The following is a 15,656-nucleotide window of genomic DNA, read 5'->3' as shown; positions in this document are numbered from 1 at the left end:
TCCAGACTCGAACGAGGACTCAGCAGGGACGACGACCTCACCCACGCCTACCGCGACTGGCTTCAAGCCGCTTGACAGCAATAGGAGCATCAACGTCCGAGGGGTTTTCAGCCCCCGGTCGGCAGCCCCAGCCGGGGATGGGCCTCCAGGAGCCGGGTGGGGGCCGCCTGCCGCCAGGAGTCGGCGAGGATGTCCCGCAGCTCCTCCTCGCCCTCCAGTGCGGCGAGGCGGACCCGCACCCAGGCGAACTGGGCCTCGTGGCCGGCGATCCAGAACTTCTCCGGCTCGGCCAGCACGAGTTCGTCGCGCTCCTCCTTGGGGCAGCGCACCGCGATGGAGGTCTCGTCCTCGGGCAGGGTGGCGAACATCTTCTCCGCGACCCGGAACGTGGGCATGCTCCAGGCGATCTTCTCCGTCGTGTCCGGCAGGGACAGGGCGACACGGCGTACGTCTTCTGCGTCCGGCATGTCAGGCACCGTAACCGCCGCCACTGACAATCACCCGGTGACCGCGGCGCCACCGACCTGCTTGCCGGCCTGCTTGCCGACCTGTTTATCGATCCGCTTGCCGATCTGCTTGTAGTACAGCGTCGTCGGCCGCAGCGTCCCGCCCGGGTCCGCGGCGTAGTCGGGGATCGCGCCGGCCCGGGTCCACCCGGCGGAGCGGTAGAGGTGTTCCGCGGGGCTGTCGGTCTCGGTGTCCAGGTGGAGCAGGGTGATGCCGGTCGCCGCGGCCGACTCCTCGGCGGCGGTCAGGAGGCTGCGGCCCAGCCCCCTGCCGCGGGCCTCGTGGGCCACCATGAGCTTGACCAGCTCGGCGCGGTGGCGGCTGTTGGGCTTGTCGGGCAGGGCGAGGCTCACGGTCCCGGTCACCCGCTCCCCCTCGTGCGCCACCCAGACGGCGAGCTTCCCCGCGGCCACGGCGGCCGCCCGCTCTCGCCACCAGGCGACGGCCTCCGCGTGGTCGAGCGGTGCCAGGAAGCCGATCGACGCGCCGCCCGCCACGGTGTCGGTCAGCAGGCCGGCCAGCTCCGCCAGCTGTGCGGTCAGTCGGTCCTCGTCGACGCGGCTCACGATCACGGCAGCACCACCGCCAGCGCATAGCGCGCGTCCTTGGGCCCCGGGCACCGGAACCTCGTCGGCCCCCACACCCGCATTCGCAGACAGTCCCCGGTGGCGAGGTGGTGCCCGACGTCCTGGGTCGTCACCTCCAGGGTTCCTTCCAGGACCCAGATGTGCTGTTCCAGGCCGGGCACGGGCGGCCGGTCGTAGGCGATGTCGGCGCCCGCGGTGAGCCGGCCCTCGACCAGTTCGCCGCGGAGCCCGGCGTGCGGCGGGGACACCGAGCGGCGTACGAATCCGGCGGCCCGGTCCTCCCACAGCGGCTGCTCGGCGGCGCGCACCAGGAGCGCGGGTTCCGCCTCGACCTCACTGAGCAGCCGGGACATGGTCCGCCCGTAGACCGCGCACAGGCGGTTCAGGACGGAGGCTGTGGGGCTGATCTCCGCCCGCTCGGCCCGGGACAGCGTGGACCGGCTCACTCCGCTGCGGTCCGCCAACTCCCCCAGCGACCAGCCGCGTTCGGCCCGCAGCTCGGCCAGCCGGGCGGCGAGCCGGGCGTCCACGAGGCCGGGAGCCCGCGGATCCTCGTCCGTGTTTCTCAATGTCCGAGCCGTTTCTCATATTCGGGACGTTATCCCGAATATGAAACGGCCGTGTTACCGGAGCCTCACACCCGGGCCGCCTCGTCGAGTGCGTCCAGCACCGGGCGGATCAGCGGATGCTCCTCGGCTCCGCGGCGCACGGCCGCGAAGACCCGGCGGGTGGGTGCGACCCCGTCGACCGGGCGGACGACCACGCCCGTGAGGTCCGTGCCGTGCAGCGCCGAGCGCGGGACGAGCGCCACGCCGATGTCGGCCGCGGCGAGCGACACGACGGCCCTGAAGTCGTCCGAGGAGTGCTCCATGCGGGGCTGGAAGCCGGCGTTCTCGCAGGCCAGCACCACCACGTCGTGGCACGGGTTGCCCGGGTAGGGGCCGATCCACGGGTCCTTGGCCAGCTCGGCCAGCGGCACCTCGTCGAGGTCGGCGAGTCGGTGGGTCACCGGGACGACCGCGTCGAAGGGCTCGGCGTAGAGGGGGACGTGGGTGAGGCGCGGGTCGTCGGCGGGGGGCGCCCCGCGGTACTCGACGGCCACGGCCACGTCGACCTGCCGGTCCAGCACCATCGGCAGGCTGGCGTCGCCCTCGGCGTCCTGGACGCGGATGCGGATGCCGGGTGCGGACTCGGCGAGGCGGGCCAGCGCGGGCGCGACGACCAGGGCGATGCCGGTCGCGAAGGAGGCGACCGTGACGGTGCCGGCCGCGCCCGAGCTGTACGCCGCGAGTTCCGCCTCGGCCCGCTCCAGCTGGGCGAGGACGGCGTTGGTGTGGCTGAGCAGGATCTCGCCGGCCGGGGTCAGCCGTACGCCCTTGGCGCCGCGCTCGACCAGGCGGTGACCGGTCTCCTGCTCGAGGGCGGCCAGCTGCTGGGACACCGCCGACGGGGTGAGGTACAGCGCGGCGGCAGCCGCCGTCACGGTGCGGTGGTCCGCCACCGCTCGGAGGATGTGCAGCCGCCGCGCTTCGATCACGGGATCGATTCTCTCAGGTCACCGGCGTTCAGGCGGCGAGCTGCTGCCGGGCCGCCACGAACGCGTCCACCGCGCGGTTCACGTCCTCGGTGGAGTGTGCGGCGGACAGCTGCACGCGGATACGGGCCTGGCCCTGCGGCACGACCGGGTAGGAGAAGCCGATCACGTACACCCCGCGCTCCAGCAGCAGCTCGGCCATGCGGCCCGCCTGCGACGCGTCGCCGATCATGACGGGCGCGATGGCGTGGTCACCGGGGAGGATGTCGAAGCCCTCCTCGGTCATCCGGCGGCGGAACAGCGCCGTGTTCTCGGCGAGCCGCACGCGCAGGTCGTCGGCCGACTCCAGCAGGTCGAGCACCTTGAGGGAGGCGGCGGCGATCACCGGGGCGAGGGTGTTGGAGAACAGGTACGGCCTCGACCGCTGGCGCAGCAGGGCGACGATCTCGGCGCGGGCGGCGACGTAGCCGCCGGAGGCGCCGCCGAGGGCCTTGCCGAGGGTGCCGGTGATGATGTCGACGCGGTCCATGACGCCGTGCAGTTCGGGGGTGCCGCGTCCGCCGGGGCCGACGAAGCCGACGGCGTGCGAGTCGTCGACCATCACCATGGCGTCGTAGCGGTCGGCCAGGTCGCAGATCTCGCCGAGCGGGGCGACGTAGCCGTCCATGGAGAAGACGCCGTCGGTGACGATCAGCTTGCGGCGGGCGTCGCCGGCGGCCTTGAGCTGTGCCTCCAGGTCGGCCATGTCGCGGTTGGCGTAGCGCAGACGCTTGGCCTTGGACAGGCGGATGCCGTCGATGATCGAGGCGTGGTTGAGGGCGTCGGAGATCACGGCGTCCTCGGGGCCGAGGAGGGTCTCGAAGACGCCTCCGTTGGCGTCGAAGCAGGAGGAGTACAGGATCGTGTCCTCCTGGCCGAGGAACGCGGAGAGCCGGGCCTCCAGTTCCTTGTGCACCTCCTGGGTGCCGCAGATGAAGCGCACGGAGGCCATGCCGTAGCCCCAGCGGTCCAGCGCCTCGTGGGCGGCGGCGACGACCTCGGGGTGGTCGGCGAGGCCGAGGTAGTTGTTGGCGCAGAAGTTGAGGACCTCGCCGGGACGGCCGCCGGCGGTGACGCTCACGGTCGCGGACTGCGGGGTGCCGATCACGCGCTCGGGCTTGTGCAGGCCGGCGGCGCGGATCTCGTCGAGGGTGGCGCGCAGATCGTCGCGCACGGAGTCGAACATGTCAGAAGCTCCTAGGAAAGCAGTGACTTACGCGGTCGTCTTACGCGGTCCAGTCGAGGATGACCTTGCCGCCCTTGCCGCCGGCCGCGTCGGCGAACGCGGCTTCGAAGTCGCGGTGGGAGTAACGGCCGGTGATCACGGGGGCGAGGTCGAGGCCGCCCTCGAGCAGCACCGACATGGCGTACCAGGTCTCGAACATCTCGCGGCCGTAGATGCCCTTGACGGTGATCATCGAGGTGACGATGCGGGCCCAGTCGACCGGGAACTCCTCGGAGGGCAGGCCGAGCATCGCGATCCGGCCGCCGTGCGTCATGTTGGCGATCATGTCGCGCATGGCCTCGGGGCGGCCGGACATCTCCAGGCCGATGTCGAAGCCCTCGCGCAGGCCGAGTTCGCGCTGTCCGTCGGCGATGGTCGCCTTCGAGACGTCGAGGGCGAGGCTCACGCCCACCTTGCGGGCCAGGTCGAGGCGTTCCTCGCTCACGTCGGTGATCACGACGTTGCGTGCGCCGGCGTGCCGGGCGACGGCTGCGGCCATCAGGCCGATCGGTCCGGCGCCGGTGACGAGGACGTCCTCGCCGACCAGCGGGAAGGACAGGGCGGTGTGCACGGCGTTGCCGAACGGGTCGAAGATCGCGGCGACGTCGAGGTCGACGGGGACGCGGTGCACCCAGACGTTGGTGGCGGGCAGGGCGACGTACTCGGCGAACGCCCCGTCCCGGCCGACGCCGAGCCCGACCGTGGCACGGCACAGGTGGCGCCGTCCGGCCAGGCAGTTGCGGCACTTGCCGCAGACCAGGTGGCCCTCGCCGCTGACGCGGTCGCCGGCCTTGATGTCGGTGACGTCCCGGCCGGTGTCGACGACCTCGCCGACGAACTCGTGGCCGACGACGAGCGGGGTGCGGATGGCCTGCTGCGCCCAGCCGTCCCAGGCCCGGATGTGCAGGTCGGTGCCGCAGATACCGGTGCGCAGCACCCTGATGAGGACGTCACCGGGTCCGATGACGGGCTCGGGGACGTCCGCGAGCCGGAGCCCGGGCTCCGCCTTCTCCTTGACCAGCGCCTTCAACGCTACGGCTCCTGACGGTGAGGTCCCGGCGCCGGGCATGCCGAGGCAGCCCGCGTCCGGGGAGGGGAGGGGAATCGCACAGCAATCTGCCGTACGACACCGTCCCGGGTCCATCGAGCCTTTCTTAAGCCCGGCCGCAGCTTTCCTTCACGCCCTGTCGCGCGCCCTCTCGGGCCCCTCGCGCCGACGCCCGCCGGGTCACAGTGGGAGGCCGTCCTCCGCGCTGCGCTCGATGCGGCGTACGAGGTCGGCCGCCGTCGACTTGATCGTCGCCAGGCCCTCCTTGCCCCACACCCGGGGCCGCACGTCGGCCGCGGACACCGTGCCCAGCACCGTCCCCGTACTGTCGATGAGCGGGGCGCCGAGGTAGGAGCGGATGCCGAACTCGTCGACGACCGGGTTTCCCGCGAAGCGCGGGTAGTCGCGCACGTCCTCCAGGACCAGGGCCTTGCGCCGGACCACCACATGGGGGCAGAAACCGTGGTCGCGGGCCTGGACCCGCCCGAACTCGGGACTGGTGCCGTCGCCGCGCGTCACCGGCGGGGACTCGGGAATCCGCAGGCCCGCGAAGAACTGCCCGTTCTCGACCAGGAAGTTGACCATCCCGTACGGCGCCGCGGCGAGGTGGGCGAGGTGGGCCGCGAAGGCGTCCAGGGCCGGATCCGGGCGTTCCGCCAGTCCGAGCCGGCGCAGCCTTCGCACCCGGGCGGGGGCCTCCCGGTCCTCGGGGGTGAGCAGCAGGCGTCCGACCGGGCGCGGCGGGTCATAGCTCATGGGCGGGCTCCGGCGCCGAACCCCGTGGTGGGGGCCGGGGTGTGGGCGATCAGGTGGCGTACGAGGGTGAGCAGGGTCTGTACGCCCGAACTGGAGATCCGGGCGTCGCAGCGCACGATCGGGATCTCGGGATGGAGGTCCATGGCGGCGCGCACCTCCTCCGGGTCGTAGCGGTAGGCGCCGTCGAACTCGTTGATCGCGACGATGAAGCCGAGTCCGCGCTCCTCGAAGAAGTCGACGGCGGCGAAGGACTCCTCGAGCCGGCGGGTGTCGGCGATGATCACCGCGCCGAGCGCGCCCTCGCAGAGTTCGTCCCACATGAACCAGAACCGTTCCTGGCCGGGCGTCCCGAACAGGTACAGCACGTGTTCCGGGTCGAGGGTGATGCGGCCGAAGTCCATGGCCACGGTCGTTTCGAGCTTGTTCTCGATCCCGTCGAGGTTGTCGGTCGCGGCACTGACCGTGGTGAGCAGTTCCTCCGTGCTCAGCGGCGCGATCTCGCTGACCGCGCCGACGAAGGTCGTCTTGCCCACTCCGAACCCGCCCGCCACGAGGATCTTCAGCGCGGTGGGGAAGGGGTCGGAGCTGTCGTGGCCGGATCCTGGGCCGGATCCGTGGCCGTAGTCAGAGCTGTCGTCGTAGTCCATCGAGCACTGCCTCCAGAAGGGCCCGGTCCGTGGGGTGGTGGTGGAACGCGGCGGGGGATTTGGTGGTCAGCGCGCCGCAGTCGACGAGGTCCGACAGCAGCACCTTGGTGACCGCCACCGGCAGCCTCAGATGGGCGGCGAGCTCGGCGACCGGGAGGGGCGCCCGGCACAGGTCGAGTGCCTGCGCGTGCTCGGGACCGAGGTAGCCGAGGGGGGTCGCCCCCGTGGCCATCACCTGGGACATCAGGTCGAGCGCGACGGTGGGCCGGGTCCGGCCGTTGCTGACGGTGAAGGGCCGCACCAGCCGGCCGGCCGCGTCGTCGAGCCAGGGCCCGTCGCCGGCCGCGGCCACCCTCAAGGCCTCATCGCCGGGGGTTCGACGGCGTGCTGCCGGGGCGCGGTGACCAGGTAGGGGCGCACGCTCTTGACCAGCATCGCCATCTCGTAGCCGAGTACGGCGGCATCGGCCTCGCGGCCGGCCAGGACGGCGAGACAGGTGCCGGAGCCGGCCGTGGTGACGAAGAGCAGGGTCGAGTCGAGTTCGACGACGACCTGCCGGACGTCCCCGCCGTCGCCGAAGCGGACGCCGGCGCTGCGGCCGAGGGAGTACAGGCCGGAGGCCAGGGCCGCCATGTGGTCGGCGCTGTCCGCGTCGAGGCCGTGCACGGACTTCACCAGTCCGTCGCAGGACAGGAGTACCGCACTGCTCGTGTGCGGTACGCGCTGCACGAGGCCGCTCATCAGCCAGTCGAGGTCGGACACTTGGCCGGTCGGCGCATCGCTCGCCATGGTGGATCGACTCCTTGGGGTACGAAGGTCCGCGGGAGCGCGGGTCGTAAGGGTGGGGGTGGGTGCGTGGGGGTCTGGGCTGGTCGTGGGGGTGGTCATCCGGCCGGGTCTCCGCGGGTCGGCTCCACGGGGGCCGACTCCAGGTGCTGTTGGGCCTCCGCCAGGCCGACACCGCGTTGGAAGGCCGCCATCAGACCGGGGTCGTGACCGGTGTACTGCTCGGGTTCCTGGCGTGGGGCGGGACCGCCGCGCAGTTGGGGTGCGATGTGCTCCTGGGCGCGGCGGCGGGGCAGTTGGGGCTTGCCCATGGTGCCGCGCACCGCGCTGTGGCGGGGGACGGGCGGGGTGGCCGCGTGTTCGGCGAGGGTGCCCCGGTCGTCGGGCCGTACGCCGGGCACGGCGGCGGCCGGGGTGGGCCGGTTCCGGTGCGTGCCGCGCACGGGCAGCGGCACGGGTTCGCCTTCGGCCTCGCGGATCCGAAGCGGTCCGGGCGCCGCGCCCGCCGACGCGACCTGCGCCGACGCCACCGGGGCCGGCGCGACCGGGGCCGGCCCGGCGGACGCCCGCCCGTCCGGTGCGGACCCGGCGGACACCGGCCCGGCCGAGGCGGACGCGGCCGAAGCGGGCCCGGCCGGCGCCGATGCGGTGGACGTCGGACCGGCGGACGCCCACCCCGCCGGAGACGGCCCGGCCGGGGCGGAGGCAGCCGTAGCGGACCCGGCGGGCGTCGGCGCCCCGGGCGCCGGCACGGCGGGCACCGAAGCGCCCGGCGACGGCACGGCCGACGTCGGCACACCCAGCGACGGCGCGACCGGCGTCGGGGTGGCGTGCGACGGTGGGGCGTGCCTCGGTGTGGCCGGGACCGGCGCGGTCGGTGCCTGCGTGGCCGGCGCGGGCCCCGTCGGAGCCGGTGGCACCATGGGAACCACCGGAGCCACGGGAGCCGCCGGGCCCACCGGGGCCGCGGGCCGCGCCTGCTGTCGGGGCGGCGGTACGGGCACCGGATCCGCCCCGGTGACCTCCGCCGGCCGGACCGCGCCGCCCGGGAGGGCACCCGGCTCCGCACCCAACAGGGCCTGCGGTACGACCAGTACGGCCTGGACACCGCCGTAGATGTTGGTCTGCAGACGGACGGTGATGCCGTGCCGCTTGGCGAGCTGGGAGACGACGTACAGACCGATCCGGCCGTCCGCGAGCAGGCGGGCGACGTTGACCTGGTCGGGGTCGGCGAGCAGGGCGTTCATCCGGCTCTGCTCCTCGACGGGCATGCCGAGCCCGCGGTCCTCGACCTCGACGGCGAGGCCCGAGGTGACGAGGTTGGCGCGCATCAGCACCTGGGTCTGCGGGGCCGAGAACAGCGTGGCGTTCTCGACGAGTTCGGCCAGCAGGTGGATGACGTCGGCGACGGCATGGCCCCGCAGGGTGCCGTCGATCGGCGGGACCAGCCGGACCCGCGAGTACTGCTCGACCTCGGCGATGGCCGAGCGGAGCACCTCGGTCATGTCGACGGGGTTGCTCCACTGCCGGCGCGAGACGGCGCCGCCGAGCACGGCGAGGTTCTCGGCGTGGCGGCGGATGCGGGTGGCGAGGTGGTCGACGTGGAAGAGGCCCTTGAGGAGGTCGGGGTCCTCGATCTCGTTCTCCATCTCGTCCAGGATGGAGATCTCCCGGTGCACCAGTGACTGGAGTCGCCGGGCGAGGTTGACGAACACTTCGAGTTTCTGTTCGCTGCCCGCCTGGCTGGAGAGCTGGGCGGCCCGGACCACGGCGGTGACGGCGCCGTCGTGGGCACGGGACAGGTCGGCGGCGAGCAGTTCGAAGTCGTCGGCGTCCTCCGGCGGTCCGCCGCGCGGCTTCCGCTGCGGCGGGGTCTCCCCGCGGCGCAGCGCCTCGACGACGGCGCGCAGTTCGCCCTCCCCGCGCGCGGTGCTGCGGCGCAGGGCGCCGACGCGCTCGTGCACGGACCGCGCGGCCCGGTCTGCGGCGACGGCGGCGATGACGACGGCCGCGAGGGCCACCGAGACCGCCCCGGCGAGCACGCCCCACAGGCCGAGGCCGGGGCGGACGCCGGTGGACCGGACGATGAACAGTACGGCCGCGCAGGCGCCGAGGGCGACCGCGACGGGCGGCAGCACGGCGAGACGGAGGAGTTGGGGCCGTATGTGGGTCTCGGGCAGCGCGGGGGCGGTACGGGAGGCCGGCCGGCCGTGCCGCCCGCCCTCACGGCGGTCTGCTCGCGCGGCCGGGGCGCGGAGGTGAGACATCGGTGTCCTCGTACTGGTCCGTGTACTGGTCCGTCGGCCCTACGTCGCCCGACGGACACTGACAGTAGTCGCCTGCCCCTCATGTGCGGTGGGCAGTTGCCAAAGTCCCGCGGGCAACGTCCCGCTCTGGTATGAGGCTTCGTACGACAGCCCGATAAGCCGGTGAAGGTCCCGATCCGAAAGCGCCCGGGCCCGGTCGGCTCCGATCAGATTCAGTCACCGTGTGTGACGAACGCGCCCCCGTGTTGCGAACGGAGTCTTGACGCCCATGAAACAAGTAAATAGTTTTTGTATCTCCGACTCACAGGGGGCCCGATGACCGACACCACCCCGGACGCCGCACCCCGCGTCGCCACGTTCACCACCCGCTCCCCGGCGACCGGCGAGCCGCTCGCCGAGCACGCGGTGGACGGTCCCGAGCAGGTCGCCCGTGCGGTGACCCGGGCCCGGAAGGTCCAGGCGGACTGGGCCGCGCTGCCCGCGGCCCGGCGACGTGACCATCTGCTGCGCTGGAAGCGGGCCCTCGCCGCCGACCTGCACACCGTCGCCCGGACCATCGCCGAGGAGACCGGCAAGCCGGCCGGTGACGCCGCGCTGGAGGTCGTCCTCACCCTGGAGCACCTGGGCTGGGCCGCCCGCAACGCCGACCGTGTGCTGCGCCGACGACGGGTGCGCACCGGGCTGTTCACCGTGCACCAACGGGCCTCGCTGGTGCACCGGCCGCTGGGCGTGGTCGGCGTGATCGGCCCCTGGAACTACCCCTGCTACACGCCGATGGGCTCCGTCGGATACGCCCTGGCGGCCGGGAACGCCGTGGTGTTCAAGCCGTCCGAGCTGACCCCGGCCACCGGCGTCCTGCTCGCCGAGCTGTTCGACGCGGCCGTGCCCGCACACGCCGGGCTGCTCACCACCGTCACCGGCGCCGCGGCCACCGGAGCGGCGCTGGCCCGCTCCGGGGTCGACAAGCTGGCGTTCACCGGGTCGCCCGGGACGGCGCGCAAGGTGATGGCGGTGTGCGCCGAGACGCTGACGCCGTTCCTCGCCGAGTGCGGCGGCAAGGACGCCGTGATCGTCACCGCGGACGCGGACCTGGACGCCGCCGCCGACGCCATCGTGTGGGGCGCCCTGAGCAACGCCGGGCAGACCTGCGCGGGTGTGGAGCGTGTCTACGCGGTGCGCGAGATCCACGCGGCGCTGTGCGAACGGGTGGTGGAGCGCGCCGGCGCGCTGCGTCCGGGCGCCGACGACGACGCGGCCTACGGGCCGATGACCCTGCCGGGGCAGATCGGGACCGTCGAGCGGCAGGTGACCACGGCGGTGTCGTCGGGCGCGCGGGCCCTGCTGGGCGGACCCGAGTCGGTCCGGGCACCGTATGTCGCGCCCGTCGTCCTGACCGATGCGCCCGAGGACACGGCGGTGATGACGGAGGAGACCTTCGGTCCGGTCGTCGTCGTCAATGCGGTGGCCGACGTGGACGAGGCGGTGGCCCGGGCCAACGACTCGCGGTACGCCCTGGGGGCCGCGGTGTTCTGCCGCAACCGGCGTGCCGGGGCCGCGATCGCGGCGCGGCTGCGCGCGGGGGCGGTGTCGGTGAACTCGGTGCTGGGCTTCGCGGCCGTACCGGCGCTGCCGTTCGGCGGTTCGCAGGACTCCGGCTTCGGGCGGATCCACGGCGAGGAGGGGCTGCGGGCCTTCACGGCGGTGCAGTCGACGACCGTGCAGCGGTTCACCCCGCCGATCGCGCTGACCTCCTTCGAGGTACCGGCCGCGGCCCGGGAGCGTGCGGTGCGGCTGGCCCGGATGCTGCACATGCGGCGCTAGGCCCTGTCCGGCGGGTCAGGCGTTCAGCAGGGGGGCCAGGTAGCGGCGGGCGAAGGCGCGGGCCTGGTCCTCGTCCTCCATCTCGATGCAGCTGGCGGGGTTGAGCAGGAAGGAGACGGCCACGCGCACCATGAGCTCGGCGACCGGTCGCGGGTCGTCGTCGGGGCGGCCCTCGGCCTGCTGCGCCCGGCGCAGATGGCCCGTCAGGTAGTCGACGGTGGCGGCGAGCGTGGAGCCGCCGTTCACCGTCATGTAGGGCAGCACCAGCTCGGGTTCCAGGCGCAGCAGTCCGCCGAAGAGCGGGTGGGCGCGGGTGTGGCGCAGGGCGACCACGAAGCCCTCGACGACCCGTTCCTCCATGGTCGGCAGCGCCGCCACCGCCGCGTCCAGCCGCTGGAAGAACCGGCTGTTCTCGCGCAGCAGGGTCTGCTCGACCAGTGTGTCCTTGTTCTGGAAGCGCCGGTAGACGGTGACCCGGGAGACGCCGGCCCGTTTGGCGACGTCGTCCACGGAGGAACGGCGCAGTCCGAAGACGGTGAACTGCTCCAGCGCGGCGTCGAGGATGCGCCGCGCGACCGGGTCCTCCGCCTCGGTCTGCATGACCGTGCTCACGATCCCGATACCCCCTCCCGAAAAACCAAGAAACAACTACCAACACTTTGTCACACGACTTGTGGAGGACCTCATGGGCAGTCGCCTCACCGAAGAGCAGGCCGCGTTCGTCGCGGCCGTCAGAGATTTCGCCAAGCGCGAGTGCGGTACCCGGCAGCAGCGGGACGCGCTGACCGGCGACGGCCGTGAGGCCCACCACCCCGGGTTGTACGGCCGGCTCGCCGAGCTGGGCTGGCTCGGGGTGTGCCTGCCCGAGGAGTACGGCGGTTCCGGGGGCGGGCTGGCCGACGCCTGCCTGTTCCTGGAGGAGACGTCGTACGGGATGGTCCCGGCCGGGGGTTTCGTCACCACCGTCATCGCCGCGAAGGCGTACGAACGGTTCGGCAGCGAGCGGCAGCGGCACGAGGTGCTGCCCGGCGCCGTGCGCGGCGACGTCCTGTCGATCGCCATGTCGGAGCCGGGGGCCGGTTCGGACGTCGGCGCGCTGCGGTGCCGGGCCGGGCAGCAGGCGGACGGCACGTGGGTGATCGAGGGACAGAAGACCTGGATCTCCAACGCGCACTGCGCGAAGAGCATTCTGCTGGTGGCCCGCACCGGCGAGGACAAGCACGGTGGACTGACCATGTTCCACCTCCCCGCCGACGCGCCCGGCGTCGAGATCCGGGGCATCGAGACCATGGGCGGCCGGGAGGTCAACGACGTGTTCCTCACCGACGTCAGGCTGCCCGCGGACGCCGTCGTGGGTCGGGTGAACGACGGCTGGCGGCAGTTGATGGCCGGCCTGAACTACGAGCGGCTCTTCCTCGCGTCGAACATGCTGGGCCTGGCGCGCCGCGCCTTCGACGACGCGCTCGTCTACGTCCGTGAACGCGAGCAGTTCGGCCGGCCCGTCGGCTCCTTCCAGGCGCTGCGGCACCGGGTGGCCGACCTCGCCACCGAGATCGAGTGCACCCGGCTGCTGGTGCGCGAGGTGGCCCTGGACTGCGACGCGCAGCCGGACCGGCTGTTCCCGCGGGAGGCGTCCATGGCCAAGCTGAAGGCCACCGAGATCGCCAAGCGGGCCGCCCTGGAGGGCATGCAGATGATGGGCGGCTACGGCTACACCACCGAGTTCGACATGGAGCGCCATCTGCGGGCCGCGGTCGTCTCCACGGTCTACGGCGGGACCAGCGAGATCCAGCGGGACGTGATCGGCAAGACGTACGGCCTCTGAGCCGGCCCCACGCGCTGCGGCCGCCCACCTCCCGGTCGGGGTGGGCGGCCGCTCGTCGGCGCCGACAGGCCCGGTTCAGTCCTGGTAGAGCCCGGACAGTGCGTCGGCGTACTTGTCCCGGATGACCCGGCGGCGCATCTTCAGCGAGGGGGTCAGCTCGCCGGTCGCGGGTCCCCACTCCTCGGCCAGCAGCTCGTACCGCTTCACCTGCTCGGTGCGGTTGAGGCGGGAGTTGGCGATGGCCACCGCGCGCTCCACCTCGGCCCGGACCGCGGGATGCCGCACCAGCCCGGCGGGTCCGCCGTCCGCCTCGACGCCGTTGGCCGCCGCCCAGGCGGGGGCGGCCTCCGCGTCGAGCACCAGCAGGGCGACGAGGTAGGAGCGCCGGTCGCCGTGCACCAGCGCCTGTCCGATCAGCGGGTGCTCCTTGAGCGCGTTCTCCACCAGGGCGGGCGAGACGTTCTTGCCCGTCGAGGTGATGATCATCTCCTTCTTCCGGTCGGTGAGCCAGAGGTAGCCGTCCTCGTCCGTCCGGCCGATGTCGCCGGTGGCGAGCCAGCCGTCGGCGTCCAGGGCGGACCGCACCGAGCCGTCCGGCTGGAGGTAGCCGGAGAAGACGGACTCGCCGCGCACCTCGATCTCGCCGTCCGCGGCGAGCCGGACCTCCACGGACTCCACGGGGCGTCCCACCGAGCCGATCCGGAAGCCGGTGCGCGGGCTGTTGGTGGTGGCCACGCCGGTGGTCTCGGTCAGCCCCCAGGCGTCCATGATCACGATGCCGAACCCGGCCCAGAAGTCGACGACGTCCACCGGCATGGGCGCCGACGCGCTGGCCGCCCAGGTCACCCGGTCGAGGCCGCCCGCGGCCAGCAGCGGCAGCAGGACGTCCCGGCGGGCGCGGGCGTAGCGCTCCTCCAGTTCGGCGGGCGGTGTCTCTCCCCGCTCGCGGTACGCGACGTGCTCGCGGGCCACCGCGGACGCCGCGTCGATGACCTCCCGCTGGTCGGCCGGCATCAGGGACAGGACGGCCCGCACGGCGGCGCACAGCTTCTCCCAGATCCGCGGCACACCGAAGAACTGCGCGGGGCGCACCTTGCGCACGACGGTGCCCACGCCCGTGGGGTCGGCGCAGAGGTAGACGTGTGAGGCCCGGTGGCAGGGCAGGTAGATGCCCAGCATCCGCTCGGCGATGTGGGCGAACGGCAGGTAGCAGATGTGCTCCACGTGCGGCGGCAGCTCCACCACGGCGTCCAGCGCAAGGGCGTTGGCCATCACCTGGCGGTGGGTCAGCACGACGCCCTTGGGCTCCCCGGTGGTGCCGGAGGTGTAGACGACGGTCAGCGGGTCCTCGGGGCGCGCGGCGTCCAGCTCCTTCGCGAACTGTTCCGGTGCCGGCTCCCGGAGCAGGCCGGCGTACGGGAGGTGACGGCCCTCGGCGCCCGTGTCGGCCACCACCAGCCGCGCCAGCGGGGTGTCGGCGTCGGCCAGCAGCGGCTCCCACACCGCCACCTGCGCCGTGCCCTCCACCACGGCGACGCGGGCCCGGCAGTTGCGGGCGATGTGGGTGATCTGGTCGGGGGCCGCGGTGCCGTAGACACTGACCGGGACGGCGCCGAGGCGAACGAGCGCCAGGTCGGACAGCCAGTGTTCCGGCCGGTTGGCCATCATCAGCAGCACGTGGTCGCCGCGGCCGACGCCGAGCGCCGCGAAACCGGCGGCCAGGCGCTCGGTGTGCGCGTGGATCTCGGCCCAGGTGAGCGTCTTCCAGTCGCCGTCCCCCTTCCCGGCCCCTTCCCCGTCGGCGGGCTGCCAGGAGAGGCCGGGGAGACCGGGGTACTCACGGGCGTTGCGGGCCAGCAGCTGCGGCAGGGTCCGGTCGGCCGGGGCGTCGGGCGGTTCGCCGGTGGTGCGGGGCGCTGATGTCATCGGGGCCTCCTTGCGGGTCGGATGGGAACGTCCGGGGGCAGATGTCCGGTCAGGAATCCGTTCTGGTGTCCGTTCAGATGTCCGTTCAGGAGTCCGTGAAGATCTCGCCCCGCTCGGCCTTGCGCAGCAGCAGCTCGGGCGGGGTGAAGCGCGTGCCGTGGCGGTCGGCCAGCTCGCGGGCGCGGGCCACGAAGCCGGGCAGGCCGCCCTCGTAGCCGTTGATGTACTGGAGGACGCCGCCGGTCCAGCCGGGGAAGCCGATGCCGAGCAGCGAGCCGACGTTGGCGTCGGCGACGGAGGTCAGCACGCCCTCCTCCAGGCAGCGCACCGCATCCAGCGCCTCCACGAAGAGCATCCGCTCCCTCAGCTCGGTCAGCTCGGCGGGCTGCTTCGCGGCGTCCGTGAAGTGCTCGCGCAGGCCCGGCCACAGCCCGGCCCGCCTGCCGTCCGCGTAGTCGTAGAAACCGGCGCCACCCGAGCGTCCGGGGCGTTCGAACTCGTCGATCATGCGGTCCACCACGGCGTCCGCCGGGTGCGGCTCCCAGATCTGCCCCGCATCCTCCACCGCCCGGCGGGTCTCCTCGCGGATCCTGCGCGGGAGGGTGAGGGTCAGCTCGTCCATCAGGTTGAGGACCTTGGCCGGGTAGCCGGCCTGGGCCGCGGCCTGCTCGACGGACGCGGGCTCGAT

Annotated in this window: 16 protein-coding genes; 2 read left to right on the top strand and 14 right to left on the bottom strand. The window is 73.1% G+C overall.

The window, feature by feature from the left end; translation table 11 throughout:
• Positions 1-107: 107 nt before the first annotated feature.
• The 11 genes from ACIGO6_RS40870 to ACIGO6_RS40820 form a co-directional block, all read right to left on the bottom strand.
• The gene (locus ACIGO6_RS40870; protein WP_399885751.1) at positions 108-467 is read right to left on the bottom strand and encodes an MmcQ/YjbR family DNA-binding protein; all 360 of its coding nucleotides are present in this window, start codon (positions 465-467) and stop codon (positions 108-110) included.
• 30 nt (positions 468-497) lie between these two features.
• Positions 498-1,079 (bottom strand): GNAT family N-acetyltransferase, encoded by a 582-nt coding sequence (locus ACIGO6_RS40865; RefSeq protein ID WP_399885749.1) that lies wholly within the window; start codon positions 1,077-1,079, stop codon positions 498-500.
• Complete coding sequence (locus ACIGO6_RS40860; RefSeq protein WP_399885747.1) at positions 1,076-1,663, bottom strand: helix-turn-helix domain-containing protein; 588 nt, start codon at positions 1,661-1,663, stop codon at positions 1,076-1,078. The genes ACIGO6_RS40865 and ACIGO6_RS40860 overlap by 4 nt, the downstream gene beginning before the upstream one ends.
• Before the next feature lie 65 nt (positions 1,664-1,728).
• Complete coding sequence (locus ACIGO6_RS40855; protein WP_399885744.1) at positions 1,729-2,631, bottom strand: LysR family transcriptional regulator; 903 nt, start codon at positions 2,629-2,631, stop codon at positions 1,729-1,731.
• Between the two features lie 28 nt (positions 2,632-2,659).
• A complete protein-coding gene (locus tag ACIGO6_RS40850; RefSeq protein WP_399885742.1) occupies positions 2,660-3,853 on the bottom strand; it encodes a glycine C-acetyltransferase in 1,194 nt (397 codons plus the stop codon).
• 40 nt (positions 3,854-3,893) lie between these two features.
• A complete protein-coding gene (tdh, locus tag ACIGO6_RS40845) occupies positions 3,894-4,922 on the bottom strand; it encodes an L-threonine 3-dehydrogenase (protein ID WP_399885740.1) in 1,029 nt (342 codons plus the stop codon).
• A gap of 198 nt (positions 4,923-5,120) precedes the next feature.
• Positions 5,121-5,696 carry a GAF domain-containing protein gene (locus tag ACIGO6_RS40840; protein WP_399885737.1) on the bottom strand — a complete coding sequence of 192 codons (576 nt, stop codon included), beginning with the start codon at positions 5,694-5,696 and terminating at the stop codon, positions 5,121-5,123.
• A complete protein-coding gene (locus ACIGO6_RS40835; RefSeq protein ID WP_399885735.1) occupies positions 5,693-6,343 on the bottom strand; it encodes a GTP-binding protein in 651 nt (216 codons plus the stop codon). Before ACIGO6_RS40835 ends, ACIGO6_RS40840 begins: the two co-directional genes overlap by 4 nt.
• Positions 6,321-6,695, bottom strand: a complete 375-nt coding sequence (locus tag ACIGO6_RS40830; protein WP_399885733.1) for a DUF742 domain-containing protein — start codon at positions 6,693-6,695, stop codon at positions 6,321-6,323. The genes ACIGO6_RS40835 and ACIGO6_RS40830 overlap by 23 nt, the downstream gene beginning before the upstream one ends.
• Positions 6,696-6,697: 2 nt before the next feature.
• Positions 6,698-7,132 (bottom strand): roadblock/LC7 domain-containing protein, encoded by a 435-nt coding sequence (locus tag ACIGO6_RS40825; protein WP_064730860.1) that lies wholly within the window; start codon positions 7,130-7,132, stop codon positions 6,698-6,700.
• Positions 7,133-7,227: 95 nt separating this feature from the next.
• Complete coding sequence (locus ACIGO6_RS40820; RefSeq protein WP_399885731.1) at positions 7,228-9,396, bottom strand: ATP-binding protein; 2,169 nt, start codon at positions 9,394-9,396, stop codon at positions 7,228-7,230.
• Positions 9,397-9,711: 315 nt separating this feature from the next.
• On the opposite strand from ACIGO6_RS40820, the gene ACIGO6_RS40815 reads away from it, so the two are divergent.
• Positions 9,712-11,217, top strand: a complete 1,506-nt coding sequence (locus ACIGO6_RS40815) for an aldehyde dehydrogenase family protein (protein ID WP_399885729.1) — start codon at positions 9,712-9,714, stop codon at positions 11,215-11,217.
• Between the two features lie 15 nt (positions 11,218-11,232).
• Here ACIGO6_RS40815 and ACIGO6_RS40810 read toward each other — a convergent pair whose 3' ends face one another.
• Entirely contained in the window at positions 11,233-11,817 is a 585-nt protein-coding gene (locus ACIGO6_RS40810; RefSeq protein WP_399885753.1) for a TetR/AcrR family transcriptional regulator, read from the bottom strand.
• A gap of 85 nt (positions 11,818-11,902) precedes the next feature.
• On the opposite strand from ACIGO6_RS40810, the gene ACIGO6_RS40805 reads away from it, so the two are divergent.
• Entirely contained in the window at positions 11,903-13,042 is a 1,140-nt protein-coding gene (locus ACIGO6_RS40805; RefSeq protein ID WP_399885727.1) for an acyl-CoA dehydrogenase family protein, read from the top strand.
• Positions 13,043-13,117: 75 nt separating this feature from the next.
• On the opposite strand, the gene ACIGO6_RS40800 is transcribed toward ACIGO6_RS40805, so the two are convergent.
• Together ACIGO6_RS40800 and ACIGO6_RS40795 are read right to left on the bottom strand one after the other, a co-directional pair.
• Positions 13,118-14,968 carry an AMP-dependent synthetase/ligase gene (locus tag ACIGO6_RS40800; RefSeq protein WP_399885725.1) on the bottom strand — a complete coding sequence of 617 codons (1,851 nt, stop codon included), beginning with the start codon at positions 14,966-14,968 and terminating at the stop codon, positions 13,118-13,120.
• A gap of 85 nt (positions 14,969-15,053) precedes the next feature.
• Positions 15,054-15,656: 3-hydroxyacyl-CoA dehydrogenase family protein (locus ACIGO6_RS40795; protein ID WP_399885723.1), on the bottom strand; the 603-nt coding region annotated here is incomplete at its 5' end.

Source organism: Streptomyces sp. NPDC053750, assembly GCF_044544295.1.
In the GTDB taxonomy this organism is placed as follows: Bacteria; Actinomycetota; Actinomycetes; order Streptomycetales; family Streptomycetaceae; genus Streptomyces.
Note: the sequence above shows the minus strand (reverse complement) of the source record. Positions and strands in the feature narration are given on the sequence as shown.